This window comes from Micromonospora alfalfae, from assembly GCF_022230925.1.
Classification (GTDB): Bacteria; Actinomycetota; Actinomycetes; order Mycobacteriales; family Micromonosporaceae; genus Micromonospora; species Micromonospora alfalfae.
Window position 1 is genome coordinate 303057 of record NZ_JAKKFH010000008.1, and the last position, 15546, is coordinate 318602.

Annotated in this window: 11 protein-coding genes and 1 pseudogene; 6 read left to right on the forward strand and 6 right to left on the reverse strand. The window is 65.3% G+C overall.

Annotated features, from left to right (window positions below; all coding sequences use genetic code 11):
* The first annotated feature begins 52 nt into the window (after nucleotides 1-52).
* Complete coding sequence (locus MED01_RS08035; RefSeq protein WP_238667874.1) at nucleotides 53-439, forward strand: YciI family protein; 387 nt, start codon at nucleotides 53-55, stop codon at nucleotides 437-439.
* Nucleotides 439-1533 (forward strand): RNA polymerase sigma factor, encoded by a 1095-nt coding sequence (locus MED01_RS08040; protein WP_308193432.1) that lies wholly within the window; start codon nucleotides 439-441, stop codon nucleotides 1531-1533. Before MED01_RS08035 ends, MED01_RS08040 begins: the two co-directional genes overlap by 1 nt.
* 165 nt (nucleotides 1534-1698) lie before the next feature.
* Here the strand turns inward: MED01_RS08040 and MED01_RS08045 are convergent, their stop codons facing one another.
* The 4 genes and pseudogenes from MED01_RS08045 to MED01_RS08060 all read right to left on the reverse strand — a co-directional run.
* Nucleotides 1699-3867: a hypothetical protein gene (locus MED01_RS08045; protein ID WP_238667875.1), complete on the reverse strand. Its 2169-nt coding sequence runs from the start codon at nucleotides 3865-3867 to the stop codon at nucleotides 1699-1701.
* Nucleotides 3868-3925: 58 nt separating this feature from the next.
* The gene (locus MED01_RS08050) at nucleotides 3926-6184 is read right to left on the reverse strand and encodes a P-loop NTPase fold protein (RefSeq protein ID WP_372493615.1); all 2259 of its coding nucleotides are present in this window, start codon (nucleotides 6182-6184) and stop codon (nucleotides 3926-3928) included.
* A gap of 14 nt (nucleotides 6185-6198) precedes the next feature.
* Nucleotides 6199-6549, reverse strand: a complete 351-nt coding sequence (locus tag MED01_RS08055; protein WP_238667877.1) for a DUF5663 domain-containing protein — start codon at nucleotides 6547-6549, stop codon at nucleotides 6199-6201.
* A gap of 775 nt (nucleotides 6550-7324) precedes the next feature.
* A pseudogene (locus MED01_RS08060) lies at nucleotides 7325-7439 on the reverse strand (transposase); the annotation flags it as partial.
* A gap of 545 nt (nucleotides 7440-7984) precedes the next feature.
* Between MED01_RS08060 and MED01_RS36045 the strand changes: the two are divergent.
* Nucleotides 7985-10117 carry a ThuA domain-containing protein gene (locus MED01_RS36045; RefSeq protein ID WP_308193433.1) on the forward strand — a complete coding sequence of 711 codons (2133 nt, stop codon included), beginning with the start codon at nucleotides 7985-7987 and terminating at the stop codon, nucleotides 10115-10117.
* A 7-nt stretch (nucleotides 10118-10124) separates the two neighbouring features.
* Here the strand turns inward: MED01_RS36045 and MED01_RS08075 are convergent, their stop codons facing one another.
* Nucleotides 10125-10595: an RrF2 family transcriptional regulator gene (locus MED01_RS08075; RefSeq protein WP_238667878.1), complete on the reverse strand. Its 471-nt coding sequence runs from the start codon at nucleotides 10593-10595 to the stop codon at nucleotides 10125-10127.
* 116 nt (nucleotides 10596-10711) lie between these two features.
* Between MED01_RS08075 and MED01_RS08080 the strand changes: the two genes are divergently transcribed.
* Nucleotides 10712-11179, forward strand: a complete 468-nt coding sequence (locus tag MED01_RS08080) for a cupin domain-containing protein (RefSeq protein ID WP_238667879.1) — start codon at nucleotides 10712-10714, stop codon at nucleotides 11177-11179.
* A 77-nt stretch (nucleotides 11180-11256) separates the two neighbouring features.
* Here MED01_RS08080 and MED01_RS08085 read toward each other — a convergent pair whose 3' ends face one another.
* Entirely contained in the window at nucleotides 11257-13737 is a 2481-nt protein-coding gene (locus MED01_RS08085; protein WP_238667880.1) for a M14 family zinc carboxypeptidase, read from the reverse strand.
* A 232-nt stretch (nucleotides 13738-13969) separates the two neighbouring features.
* Between MED01_RS08085 and MED01_RS08090 the strand changes: the two genes are divergently transcribed.
* Together MED01_RS08090 and MED01_RS08095 are read left to right on the forward strand one after the other, a co-directional pair.
* Nucleotides 13970-14989, forward strand: a complete 1020-nt coding sequence (locus MED01_RS08090) for a hypothetical protein (RefSeq protein WP_238667881.1) — start codon at nucleotides 13970-13972, stop codon at nucleotides 14987-14989.
* The gene (locus tag MED01_RS08095) at nucleotides 14976-15521 is read left to right on the forward strand and encodes a hypothetical protein (RefSeq protein ID WP_238667882.1); all 546 of its coding nucleotides are present in this window, start codon (nucleotides 14976-14978) and stop codon (nucleotides 15519-15521) included. Before MED01_RS08090 ends, MED01_RS08095 begins: the two co-directional genes overlap by 14 nt.
* Nucleotides 15522-15546 lie beyond the last annotated feature (25 nt).

The following is a 15546-nucleotide window of genomic DNA, read 5'->3' on the forward strand; positions in this document are numbered from 1 at the left end:
GACGTGGGAATGCTGGGGCCGGGAGACGGCCCCGTCGGATGAGGAGAACGCGATGCCGAAGTACCTGTTGATCATGCGGGGCACCGATGAGACGAACGCGGCCATGATGGCCAATCTCGACGAGATGATGGCCACCACCCGCCAATTCATCGAGGACATGATGAAGGCCGACGTCCTCGTCGCGGCCGAAGGGCTGGACGATCCGCGTCAGGGCGTCGTCGTCGACTTCAGCGGCGAGGCACCGGTGGTCACCGACGGTCCGTACGGCGAGACCAGGGAGTTGTTCGGGGGCTACTTCCTGCTCGATGTCGCCACGAAACAGGAGGCGGTCGAGTGGGCGAAGCGGGTCCCGGCGGTCCGCGGGTCCAAGATCGAGGTCCGGCGGGTGGCCGAGGCCGACGAGGTCCCGCAGGGTGGCGAGAGCAACGGCCAGGTCTGATGGGTACGGCCGACGTCGAGGCCGTCTGGCGGATCGAGTCGGCGCGGATCGTCGCCGCGCTGACCCGGTTCACAGGTGATTTCGGGCTGGCCGAGGACGCCGCCCAGGAGGCGGTGGCCGAGGCGCTGGTGTGCTGGCCACGTGCCGCTCCAGCCAATCCGGCCGGATGGCTGATGGCCACGGCCCGGCGGCGGGCGATCGACGCGATCCGCCGCCGGGTCGCCCTCCAGGAGCGATACGCCCTGTTGGCGGCCGGTCCCGCCCTCGATCAGGAAATCGACACCGACGCGATCGACGACGATGTGCTGGCGCTGATGTTCGTCAGCTGCCACCCGGTGCTCTCCCGCGAGGCACGGGTGGCGCTCACCCTGCGGGTGGTCGGCGGCCTGTCCACCGAAGAGATCGCCCGTGCGTTCCTGGTGCCGGTGCCAACCGTGCAGGCCCGCATCACCCGGGGCAAGAAGGCGATCGCGGCGGCCGGGGTACCGTTCGAGCTGCCGCCGGTCGGTGAGCGCCGCGAGCGGCTGGGCGGGGTGCTCAGCGTCCTCTACGTGATCTTCACAGAGGGGTCGACGGCCACGTCAGGCGACCGGCTGCTGCGCACCGACGTGGCGTACGAGGCGATCCGGCTGACACGCACACTTGCCGCGCTCCAGCCGGACGAGCCGGAGGTGCACGGCCTGCTCGCCCTGTGCGAGCTGACGGCGGCGCGCTTTCCGGCCCGGACCGAGCCGGACGGCACCCCGATCCTCCTTGAAGACCAGGACCGCCGGTTGTGGGACTTCCCGGCGATCCGCCGTGGGCTGGCCGCGCTGGCCAGGGCATCGCAGCGCGGCCTCGGCCCCTACGGTCTACAGGCCGCGATCGCGGCCACGCACGCGTCGGCGCCCTCGGTCGAGGAGACCGACTGGGCCCGGATCGTCCGGCTCTACGAGACGCTGAGCCGGGTCGCGCCCTCGCCGGTGGTCGACCTCAACCGGGCCGTCGCCGTCGCCATGGCCTCGGGCCCGGCACACGCCCTGACCATCGTGGACGAGCTGATCGCCTCGAACCGGCTCCCCCGGGTCACACCTCGTCCCGACCGTACGCGGTGAGCTGCTGACCCGCCTCGGCCGGCTACCGGAGGCGCGCACCGAGCTGGAGCTGGCCGCCCGGCTCTGCGCCAATCAGCGCGAACGCTCGGTGCTGCTCGGCAAGGCGGCGGCGCTGAGCTGACAGCCCAGCATGGCCGGCCCAGAGCCGAGTTGATCGCTACGAATTCACCCTGAGAAGCGCACAGGATCCATCCCACGTAGCCACTTGCGGATCTGTCCACGGTGCTCGCGATCCAGCGGACGAGACTGCGGGCAGCACGAACGCAGGGACGTCGCCGAAACAGACTGTCGTACAGCATCTCCAAAATAGATTCCAACCATTCTCGCCTCCTCCACCACATCGGTACCAAAAATCATGGGATCGTCCGAGCTAATAGAGACCACGAGATCTCGAGCGACGAACCGACTGATGGGATGCCGATCGAAACTAGCAATTCCCGATAGAGCGACGTTCGACGTCGGGCAACTCTCTACGACGATCGAGCGCTGCCGAAGGTGTTCTCCGAGAAGATGTGATACCTCATCGCCAATTCCATCTGACCAGTCAAGATAGTCGCGAACCACTTTGTTGGAAACACTGTCTATCGGCGCATCTAGTCGCCCCAATGGCCCAGGACCCTTATAGATCAACGAAATGAGGGCGCGCCGATCCGGTCTCGTTACGAACGCCGACAAAGGCAGCACCTCCGCCGGCCAATCATTCGATGACCGCACATCACTACCGATCAACGCCTGCGCTTCGAGTCCAGTCAGGGAACGTCGGACCAGCCACGCGTCCAATATGTGTGACATGGCCACACCATAGGACCCGAGGTTCGTAAGCGTGAGCACACGCTCGAGGTGTGCCTCGACTTCGCTCACACGCACGTCCGCATGAAACAGCCAACAGAGATCTTCGACTAGGTCCCGCACTGTCAAGGAACCTCGAAAAGCAGGTATTGGCAACTCGTCGTCCAAGGCCAACGCGTGACCGATCCGAGAGACGACCGTATTCGGGAGGAGAAGTTGTCCGATTGAACGAAGGCCCTCCATTCGCCAACGAAAAAACTCCCCCGCGTGAGCGGTCAGCGACATGTGCTGCAATGATGGACGCGCGAGCGCATCTGAATATATCGCGACAAAAGGCCAATTACTCGTCGAGATCTCGTTGCCCACTACATCTAGTGCAGTAATGTACGATGCCATCGACGGGTAAGCATCAGAAAAGTTTACGATGCCGGCATATACAGCCCATATCGCCCGGAGCCTATAGTGCGACAAGAGTTCATCACTGTTGGGCACGCCGTCATTCGCCCGCTGACGAAGAAAAGTCACCGGCATTGAAAGCCGCGGCGATCGGCCGCTCGTGCTCGAGTACCGAACGAATCCATCGAGGTGGTCCAAGAGGGAGAGGCGCAGCTTATTCTCGGGCGATCCGCCATTTCGACCAACCGCCACTGTCTTTCGAAACTCCGCAGCAACCACGGCATCGCTCGGCATCACGACCTCACAGGCCTGGGCCACTATCTCAGCACGGCCGTTCGCTAGTGTGCTGTCGCGGAGCAATCCCATTTGGTCAAATCTGTCGACAAATCTCGATAGATTATCGTTCGGCATGCTGCGAAGCTCGTGATTCAACAGGCACAGGGCGGAAAAAATCGGAACCGCAGCAGGATTGCAAGAGGAGATTTCGCGCGCAATCCACGCGAGTGCAGCCTCTGGATCGGCTGGCCCATCGTTGATGAGCAGCCGTCGGACGAACTCATCAGGCTCATCGCTCAGTACTGCGGCGCGAGTTAGCCGCCAGAATGAGCCATCATCCAATTCTTTGAAAAATGTTCGCTGATAGCGAGCATTGGGAGATGTACCCACAAATTGTAGTTGATGGCGAATGGCGTGAATGAGCGTGCAAACATCAAACCGATTCCCGCGCGCGTCGGTGGAGTAGACTCCCTCAACACTTGGCTGAAGACTGCCAGATCCGCTAACAAGCAACGAACAGAACAGCCGGAGGCTGAGCGCGGCACCAGAGTGGAGATGGGGGTCCGCAATTAGACCGTCGCCAGCCGATCGATCCTCACGGTCGAGAGCTATGCCACCGGGGCCAATAATCAGATCCCACGGTATCCAGCTCCGAGAATTGTCCCAACTTGCGGCCGGTACGGCAGCCAATTGCGACACGAGAATACCAACATCATATCCGCATGCGGCACACACACTAATTAGATCTTCGTCGTACAGTCCGGAGATCTCATGGCCCAATTGGGTCAAGTGTATTCGATCACGGACCAGTGAAGCCATCCGATGAGGATGATCAAGTTCGAACGCCTGCCGGTTCAGTTCGGCTGAGCTCATGCCCAAGAGCGATACGTCTGTGAGCAAGGCCGAAGCCAAGGGTATGAGTAACACCGTGCTACCGCGACCGGTATTGCTCTAGGACCTCCAAAAGCACCTTCATGTCGTCATCGCCCTCGACCGTGTTGTGGGTGGAGTACTCGTATGTTCCCTTAGCCTCCGACAAACCGACCGCACCTACGAGAACTTTGGAGCCGGCTGGCCTGGACCTGCGCCGTTCGTTGTACGGATCACGGAACACGAGGATGTCTGCATGCAATTCCGTACCAATGTTGCCGGCCAGGGCCTCGTAACCGTATATCCAGCTATTCTCCCCCAACTTCCGACGGCGCTCTTCGTCGAACTTCTTGCTAAACCGGCCCTCCAGTGCGGCGCGCAGCTCGGTAGTCGCCTCAACTGCACGCGGGCCCGCCGAAATCGCATCCAACCACTGTTCGATGACGGAAACCGTTTCACGCTCAAGTAGGTTCTGGTGGAAGAGATATGGCAGACGCTGCTCGAACCAATGGCAGTAGGCTCGACTCAACGAGTACATCTCGTGATGCGATACATCATCGTTCTGGACGCGTTTAAGGTACTCGAGACTCGCCGATTGCATGGATCTTTGGAGCGCTGGGATTCGCTTAGCAGCGAGCGCGGACTCTGTTCCTTTCAACCAGTACGTCGTAACCAAGTGGATAAGCTTCCGCACCATCTCGGTTGCGCCACTTCGTTGTCGCTCACGACTACTGCGCCTAGCGTACGAGACCAAGTCGTTCCACGCCGTGCCCGCCCGATTTATTGCCTGCACTCCTGATGAGTCAGGCATGAAAAAGAATTGATCATCCGTGGTCTCGCCGTTGATTGGGACCGACTGCAGGAACTCAAACTCACGTAGACCAATGTAAAACGGCATTACTTTACCAGCGGTCCCTAATCTCCCGCAAATTGCCAGTTCCTCAAGGGCCTGAATACCCGCAACGGTGCCTGGTGATAGCGAGCGAGCTTCGTTCGCCCCTGAAGCTGCGTCCGAAGCTTCAGCCGCTACGATGGCCGTAATTCGAGCCAGCTTCCGTACTCGCAGGCGAAGGCGGCCCGTGCTCACCGCGGTCGCGAATCGACCTGCCGCAGCCACGCCAAGACTTGCAGCGGGCCACTTCAGAACCAGGCCTTTCTTACTCGATTTGCCTACTCCACTGACTGCGCTCTCCACCGCAACATCGTATTCGCGCCCGTAATCGAAAAGATGTTGGATTAGTCTCCGCACGTGGTGGACCGGAAGGACCTCGCTTGATGGCACGCGCTGAATTGCAGAGACGGTTTCCCATACATACTCAAGCTCACGTGGAGTTTCGGGGAGCCAAGCATTGGCACCCCGTAGTTCACTATCACCGTATCGTTCGGCCAGGCTCCAAATGAGCGACGACAGCGATGTCGGATCGGAGCGCTCACCCAATAGCGCCCCCAGGCTAACCGTCTCCCCGATCGGGGTGAATGCGATCCTCTCTGGGATTGATAGCCATGGAGGTGAGATGGTTCGTTCTGGACGCAGCATCTTCGCGATGACCTGTGTGCTTAGTTGCGTTGCATCCGTGTAATTTAGATGCCCCTTGTAGCTGCCCACTATGTCCGCTGCCACACCAAGTTGCAACTGTCGACGGTCGATGCATATGATGGGTACTGCCTGCGAGACCTGCGCTAGGGCTCGAATCGCATCCAGTATTCCGCGGACATGGACCGGACTCAGGTCGGCATCGTCTATCGGTACGATTACCGGCGTGGTCGGAGGCAGCCCGAGGCCGCGAGCGATCTCGACGAACACGCGCTCCAGTTGGCTGGCGGCTCGCACACGATGACGGACGATGGATGCCGCGTCCACACCGTACTGTCCGGTACTTTCGCGGCTCGCGTGGAGCGCTTCGAGGGCACCGCCGGTCGACACGCTGATGCCTCGAGTCGCCTCAGCAATGGCTGCCATGACATCGTGACCGTGTCCGTTCTCATTGGTCGCTCGGCTGAGTCTGCTCGAGATCCAATCTTCAACCTGTATAAGCAAAGCAAGCAAGAGTGAATCAGTCGCCTCGAAGATCTGCGGCTGCAGCGGCGGCAGCACCACCGCTCGATTGGTCTTCCTTAGGTGAGCGCATGTGGCTGCAAGCAGCGTAGTCTTACCCGATCCGCGTCCGCCTGTTATCGCGATCAATGACCCAGCACCGTCGCTGAAATGCGTAGTAGTCCCGTTTGGCTTGAAGGTTTCTGACGGTCCGATTAGTTGCTCTATCTGTGCAACTTGCGGCTGGAGCGAGGCTGGCGTAGTGAGAACGCCCTCCCAGACCATATCGGCTCGACTGCTCACGATTGACCTTCTCCCGACATACCTCTGTCCCGATGTTGACGTCGAGCTAGCGTAATCGCACCTTCGAGTCTTCTCAACAAGAGATCGTATTCGTCGTGCACTACTTGTTTGTAATTCGGAACAGTTTTTTCCAACCAGGCAAGCGCGCGCTGGTCGGAGGTGGACAGGCGTTCGAACTCATCGAGTTGCTTCTTATTCATTTGGTTCGCGAGGCGACTCCCCACCGCCAACTCCAGCGCCTCGTAGATTTCATGCAAAGCATCTTTTACCTGCTGCCGCGTGAAATTGCGATAGCCGAGACGCCATAAGGTTTCAGGCGCGAGTTCCAGTCCATGAGGCGTCGTCATGTCTGGACGATAGTCGATGTGTCCCAGACGCACGAGAGACAAGACGACAAAGTTCTCGACTCACAGGTACCAATGGCCCGCCGTTTGGGTCATTGCTTGGACTGGGCAGCCGGATGGGGGAACCGCCACCCTGCCGGACGTCGACAACTCGCTCAGGGCACCTTTGGATGTGTGTGGGACCGGCGAGCCGCACAACGAGCGTGATCGGTGCATGGCGCATGGCTGGGTAGATCAGTATGGAGGGAGTCCTGCTGGCCCGCTTCCCGCTACGGCAAACCGTGTACGCGCACTTCACCCGCCTGAACGAATGAGGCGCGTGCCCGAACGGATCCTCACCGAACTGGGCCTGCGGGTCCGCCCCGCCCGAACACGCACCCCCAGCGGGGATCATCGACGCGCACTCGGTGAGGGCGGCCGACACCGCCCCCTAGTCAGCCGCGAAACACAACCAGGGTGTGGACCCGGTCGACGAAGGCTGCTCCAGGCGCGGCAGCGCGCACACGTCATGACCGCGCCCCTAGCCTTCCGCCCTGGTTGGTCAGCAAACTCCCACACCCGCATCCGAACACCCGCTCCGCACGCTTGCACGACGACGTCCACACGCACCTGCTTGGTTGGCCGCTGCTCGCAATCCCGCCTGACGCGGGGCGACGGCCCGGCAAGCGGCTTCCATACGAGAAGACTTCTCGTGCCTGAGGCCTGCCAACGTTGCCTAGAGGCGACAGCCAGCGAATTAGGAAGCTGATCTGAGCTTGTTGGCCCGGTAGTAGTGACGCACTGAGTCGGGGGACTTCTGGCGCATCCGCCGACTCGACACGCCCTCAGTGGAGTTGACCAGCTTCGCCAGGGCAACCTTGGGCGGGAAGGTTCACGAGCAGGTGCACGAGATCGTGTACGTCGAGGACCTGTGCGTGATCGGTTTCGGCAGGAGCCGGCTCGCGACGTCCGCGCACGACGCTGGTTGGTCGTCGTTCACGAGGATGCTGGGCTAAGACGCCGCCCGGTACGAGCCCAGGTTCGGCCGGGGGCGGACAGGTTGTCTCCCGTCGACCCCGGGGATCTGCTCCGACTGTGCTCTGGTCAGCGACAAGATTGCGCTGGACATCCCCATGCGGCGTAGCCCACGACCGGGACGAGCCGTGGGGCGTGCGCAGGTTCTTCGTCCGCGCTCCGGACGGCAACATCATCAACGTGGCGGCGCACCGCGCCTGAGGTGACGCGGCCCATGTGCGAGGGATTGACCCGCACAGACGCCCGAGGTTAACTGCACATCAGCGATGTGGATCGATGTTATTCGGATGCCGTCAACCCGGCACTGTGGCACCGCTCCGCGCCGTCTCGACATCGCCCTCGTTTCGGCGGACGTGGGCACACCGGGGCAGTTCCCGGGGTGCGAGACCCGCATCCGCACGACGATCCAGAGGAGATCGTGTCGATGAAGATGACGCCGCCGCTACGAATCGCGCTCGCTGTCCTGCTCGCCGTTGGTGTCGCCGCCGTCGGACCAGCCGGGCCGGCGACCGCGGCCCCTGAGGCCGCCGAGCTGAGCAAGGTCCTGGTCTTCTCCAAGACCGCCGGCTTCCGGCACTCCTCCATCCCCAACGGCATCGCCGCCATCCAGCAGCTCGGCGCGACGAACGGCTTCACCGTCACCGCCACCGAGGACGCGGCGACCTTCACCGCTGCCAACCTCGCCCAGTACCAGGCGGTGGTCTTCCTCAGCACCACCGGCGACGTGCTCGACGCCGGCCAGCAGGGCGCGTTCGAGGCGTACCTGGCCGCCGGCGGCGGTTTCGTCGGAGTGCACGCCGCCGCCGACACGGAGTACGACTGGCAGTGGTACGGCGGGCTGGTCGGCGGGTACTTCGCCTCGCACCCGGCCATCCAGCAGGCGACGGTGCGGGTCGAGGACCGGGCCAACGCCTCGACCGCGCACCTGGCGTCGACCTGGACCCGCACCGACGAGTGGTACAACTACCGGACCAACCCCCGCTCGGCGGTCAAAGTGCTGGCCAGCCTCGAGGAGTCGTCGTACACCGGCGGCTCGATGGGTGGTGACCACCCGATCACCTGGTGCCACAGCTATGGCGGTGGACGTTCCTGGTACACCGGCCTCGGCCACACCGAGCAGAGCTACGCCGACCCGAACTTCACCCGCATGCTGCTGGGCGGCATCCAGGTGGCGGCCGGGGCGGTGGCGGCCGACTGCCGGCCGGAGCCCGGCTACAGCCCGCTGTTCGACGGCACCGAGGCCAGCCTCGGGCAGTGGCGACAGGCGGGGCCGGGTGGCTTCACCCTGGCCGACGGCACCCTCACGTCGAACGGTGGCATGGGGTTGCTCTGGTACCCGGTGCGTACCTTCGCCAACTACTCGCTCAAGGTCGACTGGATGATGCCGGGCGACGACAACGGTGGGGTCTTCATCGGGTTCCCCGATCCGCAGGGCGACCCGTGGGGCCCGGTCGCCGCCGGTCACGAGATCCAGATCGACGCCACCGACGGCGACCCGACGCGCACCACCGGCAGCGTCTACAGCTTCCAGGCACCCAACCAGGCCGCCCGCGCGGCGGCGCTCAACCCACCCGGCTCCTGGAACACCTACGAGATCGGGGTGCACGGACAGCGGGTCGAGATCTGGCTCAACGGCGTCAAAATCAACGACTACGTCAGCAGCCGGGCCATCGCCAACGGCTACATCGGCTTGCAGAACGACGGCGCCGGAATGGACATCAACTACCGCAACGTGCGGATCAAGGCCGACGGCCCGAGTGAGCCGCCTGCCACCGACCTGGCCCGGGGCCGGCCGTTGACGGCGTCCAGCGTCGAGCCGGGCAGCGCGCACGCGGCGGGCAACGCCGTGGACGGCAACACGACCACCCGCTGGGGCAGTGCGTACGCCGACCCGCAGTGGATCATCGTCGACCTGGGTGCCTCCTACGCGATCAACCGGGTTCGGCTGGCCTGGGAGGCGGCGTACGCGCGGGCGTACCAGGTCCAGGTCTCCCCGGACAACGTCACCTGGTCGACCGTGCACACCAGTACCACAGGCGACGGCGGCGTCGACGACCTCACTGTCACCGGCACCGGCCGTTACCTACGGGTGTACGGCACCCAGCGCGCCACCCAGTGGGGCTACTCGCTGTGGGACCTCAACGTCCACGGCACCGCCGTCGGTGGCACAGTGCTCTCCCGGGGCAAGCCGGTCACCGCGTCCAGCGTGGAGCCGGGCAGCGCGCACGCGGCGGCCAACGCCGTGGACGGCAACGCCACCACCCGCTGGGGCAGCGCGTACGCCGACCCGCAGTGGATCGCGGTGGACCTCGGCGCGTCCCGCACCCTCGACCGGGTCCGGCTGACCTGGGAGGCGGCGTACGCCCGGGCGTACCAGATCCAGGTCTCCCCGGACAACGTCACCTGGACGCCGGTGCACACCACGACCACTGGCGACGGCGGCGTGGACGACATCGCCCTCTCGGCCACCGGCCGCTACCTACGCGTCCAAGGCACCCAGCGGGCCCTGCCCGCGTACGGCTACTCGCTGTGGGAGCTGGAGGTGCACGGCCGCTGACCGCCCCCTAGCGCAGTTCCACGATCCTGGCGCGGGTGTTGGCTGGTGCCTCGGGATGCCCTCGCTCGACGTCGGCCCGAACGTCAGCCACGGTCCTACCCGCCAACTCCCGCCGCCAGGCCAGGTCGGCGCCGCGCATGGCCTGGGCGAACGCGCAGGACTGTCGATAGTCGACGCCTGCGTGCTCGCCCGGGCCCTTGCGGAGGATCTGGTCGCACTGGAACAGCTCCTCCGGGCCCTCGATGGCGGCCACGATGTCCAGCAGAGAAATCGCCGCCGGGGTCCGGGCCAGTTGGAAGCCGCCGCGCGGCCCCGAGGTCGAGGTGAGGATCCCGGCCCGGGCCAGGGCTTGGAGCTGCTTGTTCAGGTATGCCGGCGGCAGCTCGTAGAAGGCGGCAAGGGTGCTGGTCGGCACCGGGGCGTCCAGCCAGCTCAGGTTGAGGCACGTGTGGAGGGCCCATTCGACGCCCTGACTCATCCGCATAATCCTGGACTCTACCTGTCCAGAATTTGTGACGCAGGCCATGATCACTGGTGTCGAGCGATCCTGGACATCTAGTGTCTAGGAATCGACGGACGACGAAGGAGCCGACAATGACTTTGGTACGCGCAGCCCAGGCCGAGGTTCTCGACAGTGACCCGGCCAGCGTGATCACGCTGCTCCTCGACCCCGAGCACACCGGCGGCGCCCTGACCAGCAACCGCACCCTGCTCAAGCACGGCACCGACGGTGCGCCGCCACACCTGCACACCCACTCCGGTGAGCTGTTCTTCATTCTCGACGGTGCCCTCGAGATGCTCGTCGACGACCAACTGCACACCCTGCACCAGGGAGACACGCTCTTCGTCCCGCCGAACACCCCGCACGCCTTCGCCCCCGCCGATGGCCGGGACGCCGACTTCCTCGTCGTGATCACCCCCGGCAAGCCCCGGTTCGACTACTACCGGCTGCTCGACAGGGTGCACCAGGGCGAAGCCACCTGGCAGGACGTCGGCGAAACCCAGGACCGCTACGACAACCACTACGTTGACAGCCCGTTGTGGGCAGGTCGACGCGGCTGACCGCCGCGACCTGTTCATGCAGAAGTTGCCCCGTCGGCGCGGGTGGTCCGCACCGACGGGGCAACTGTCGCGGGGCGTTACCGCTTGGCGATCCTGATCGTCGCGCTGCGGTAGTTGTTGCGCTTGTCGTTCTTCGTCGGGTCGTAGTTCTTCTCGATGTTGCCGGCGCTGTCGACAGAGAACCAGCGGAACGTCGTCGTCTCGGTCACGTGGAACACCTGCCCCGGCTCACGGAACTCGGTGGCCGCGTAGCGGGGCGACTCGAGCGTCGGCCGGCTGCCGTCGGTCGTGTAGTAGATGGTGGCCGGCTCGCTGGTCTCGAAGTGCACGTCGACAGGCCCGGAGTAGCGCCCCGCGCCCGGAACCAACTGGGACGTCGGGTTCTTCTTGTCCCTGCCCCAGTCCGCAGCGACCCGGAACATCTCCATGATCCCGTTGGCGTACTCCATCGTCTCGGCGTGGCCGCTGACGAGCTCGGGGTTGCCGTCCCACTCCGGTTGGAACGAACCGCCCTGCCAGTCGCCGGTGGCCGGGTTGTAGACGGAGCCGCCGACCTCCCAGCCGAACGCGTAGATCCCGTAGGTGTGGTACAGGTCCTCGCGTACGTTGCCCGCCGAGGAGTAGAGGACGTCGGACGAGCCGCCGACGTTCTCCGGCGTGACGACGGTTTCCCGGTGCGCTTTGACCTGCGACAGGATCCTGGCGGCGGACTGCCAGTAGAACGCCTCGTCACCCAGCGGCGGGCGCGGCGTGGTGATCCGGCCGTCCGCGATGTAGGCGCCGGGCTGCCAGAAGAGCTGGCCGCCGTTGGAGTGCACCGACATCATGAACTTGATGTTCTTGTACTTCTCGACCAGCCAGATGATGTTCTTCGACTCGGGCTCGGACAGCTCTTCCGGCCCCTGGTAGGTGCCACTGACGCAGTTTGTCGACCCTCCCGCGTAGCCGTCGTGACCCGACCCGACCCGGTAGTTCCGGTTCAGGTCGACGCCCCAGGAGTTCCGCTGCGCCGGATCGGCGCTCACGTCCGGGCAGTGGTTCGTCATGTTCTTACGCTGCGAGGCGAAGTTGTAGAAGCTGTAGTTCGCCCCGTCGGGGTTGTTGGACAGGATGAAGAAGACATCGGTGTTCTCGACGATCTTCTTCGTCTCCCGGTCGGACCGGTAGTTGTGCACCAGACGTTCGGCCGACTCCAGGCTGGTCGTCGCCGGCACCCACTCGCGGGCGTGGTCCTGCGCCTGGATGAGGACGCCGGGCTTCTTACCGTCACGGTGCTTGCCGATCCGCAGGACCGGGATCGTCGCGGGGCCGCGCGGCACCTCGCCCTCCGGTGCTCCGACGCGCTTCTGGTCGAGGAAGTCGGTCAGCGCGACCGGGCCGGCCGTCGGAGTGACGATGCCGGTGCCCTCGTTGGTGCGGTACGGGTGCGCCCGGTCGATGAGCCCCGCAGAGCGGGTCCGCAGCGCCTCGGCCACCTCGGCGGCCGTGCTCGTCGGCGCACCCGAGGCGTCCGTGGCGAGCAGGACACGGACCGCCTTGCCGGTGACCTCCACCGACAGCGGAAGGTTCGCGTCAGGCCGATCCACGAAGTCCACAGTGATGTCGTTGCCGCCCTGGTGACCCCACGCCGCCGAGGTGACGACGACAGCCGCCTGCCCCGTACCGCCGATCTGGGCCTGCGCCTTGCGTTGGTACCCGTTCGTCTGGTTCGGCAGGTAGACGATCTCGGCGATGTCCGGGTACTGACGGGCGATCTCCTTGGCACGGCTGTAGAGCTGCTGCGGGTGCCGGTAGCCGTCCACGAAGTCCGACTTGTAGGACGGGTTCGCCGTCAGCGGCGGCGAGGCGTCCTCCAACCAGTTGGAGACGACACCGGTCGCGACGCCACCGGTGGAACTCGTCAGCTTGATCTTGTTGGGGCGTACGTCGAGTTTGAAGAGGTTCCGGTGGAACATGTACTGCCCCGAGTCGACGAACCGGCTCATCGTCCGGGCAAAGCCGAACGGCGTGCCCTTCCCCGAGTCGTTCTCCAGCTGCATCCACACGATCGGGTCCGCCTGCTGCCCCTCGGTGGTCCGCGCCTCGACGTAGAGGAAACCCTGACCCTTTGTGGTGAACCAGTCGGCGCGGACGACGCGTACCGTCGCGTCGTGGTTCGCCGGCTGGGCCACCCGCGCGCTGGCGGCGTCGATGCCAAGGCCACCGTCGGCCTCGTTGCTCCAGGCGAAGCCCGCGTCGTCGCCGAGCAGCTCGACGCCCATCGCCGTGAGTTCGGTGACCTGCTCGGCGGTCACCACCGCTTCGCCCTCGATGCCGTTCGGCACGCGCCGGAGGCCGTGTTCGAGGTCGAAGCCGGCAGCGGCCACCTTGTCCAGCATGTCGGCACCGGTCAGCCTGATGTGTACGAGGCGTACCGACTCACGATCCTCAGGCTGGGATCGGCTGGTGGCGGCTGACGGCCCCGTGGGATCCGCGCCCGCAGGGCCGGTCGTCACGAGGATGCTACCCACCAGGGTGGACAGCGCGAGTAGCGCGATGCGCCGTTGTGATCGCCGCATTCCCCCTCCTTCTGCCTACGACGGGTGATTGCCGGCGGACCGGTCCGGTGAGCGTATGTGCGTTCGCAGCCTCAGTGGTTCACGTCGATCGAATTTGAGCATTCCTTGAGGCGACAGTCGCCAGCCCCGCACCGCCCGCGTCCGTACCCCGGTCAGCCTGTCCCCCGGCGGAGGGAGCGCCTCCCCTTTTGTCGGGGAGGAGAACCGATCCGCAGCCGGCGATCGTAGGTCCATGGCTGTCATGGAGATACCGACCCGCGCAGGACAGTTGGCGCTGGCCTGTGCCATCTTCGTCGTCACTGCGGTGGCTCAGCGGCTCTACTGGATCGCGGGTGGCCGGTGGGGGTACACCGCCTGCGACCGCACCGATCTGGTTGATCCGGCGGGCGGGTGCGGTGCGGACCAGGTCGTGGCGTTGCCGTTCTGGTCGGGGTGGGGCGCTGTGGGAGTCGGTGTCGCCCTCGCGGTGGTGCTCGGGTGCACTGTCCGGTTTCCCGGCACCCGGGCGACCGCCGGTAGCTGGGCGGCGGCCGCACTGCTCCTTGTGGTCGCGTTCCCGCTGCACCTGGTCTTCGAGATCCCGGCAGCGCTGGCGGGGCGGCCCTCGGACTGGCGTGACCTCGGGGCCCGGCTCGTGCTGGTGGTCGGTGGCGTCCTGTTCGCCGGGCTCGCGAGCGCATCCGGGCCCCGCCGCGGACCGGCCGCCGTCGGCTACCGACCGGTGCCGCGATGGACGCGCCGCTGGGCGTACGTCGCCGTCGCGCTGCCCGTGGTCGGTTGGGCCGTGCCGCACGGGCTGTGGGTGCTCGGCGTTCCGATCGGCATCTCCGAGCGGGAACTGGACGACATCGAACGAAATCTCTCCACGTCGACCGGGGTGGCGATAACGCTCGTCCCGCCGCTCGCCGGCCTGCTCGTTCTCGGGCTGGTACAGCGGTGGGGGCAGCAGTTTCCGCGATGGGTGCCGGGGCTACACGGTCGACAGGTCCCCCGACGGCTGGCGGTGATCCCAGCCGTCGTGGTGGCGCTCACGCTGGTCGCCTACGGCGTGCTGAGCATCGCGGTGCTCGTCGGCCAACTGTTCACCGGTGACGCGCGCTGGTCCGACGTGTGGGACGGATGGGCCGTCACCGCCACGCTGCTGGTCTTCCTCGGCTGGGGAGTGTCGTTGGCCGTCACCACCACCGGCTACGCCCTCGCCACCTCGACCGACACCGCCTCCCAGGATCGGAGCGTCCATGAACCACACTGACTCTGCCCGCGTCTCGACCGCCGCCCCGCCGCCCTGGGCGGTCTGGGCCGCCTACGCCGTCCCGCTCTGCGTCCTGCCGTCCGCGGCCTGGCGACTGTCGTTGGTGTTCACCGACGATGCCGTCACCCAGTGGTACATGATCTTCCTGTCCGCGCTGTCGATGGGCCTGGCCCTGTTGACACTCGGGCTGGTGCACGGGTGGGGACAGCGATTTCCGCACTGGGTGCCCCGCATCGGGGGCCGCCGCATACCCGCGCGTCCGGTCGTGCGCGTCGCGCTGATCGGCGGCTGGTCGCTCGTCGCCATCTGCGTCTACTTCCTCCTGAACCAGAGGTTCCACTTTGTGCAGAGCGGCTGGGTGGGCATCGGCGACGACGAACCGGTGCTCGCGGCTCCCGACTGGGAGGTGCTCCGCTACTACGCGCCAATGCTCGGGTGGGGCCCGCTCGTCATCGCCGTGGCCACCGACTACGGCCGGCGCGTGGGAGTGGGCGTGTGGAGCGGGGGCGGCGACTCTGTTCCGCTGGGGTGATGACTGCCCCAACGACGGGTACGCC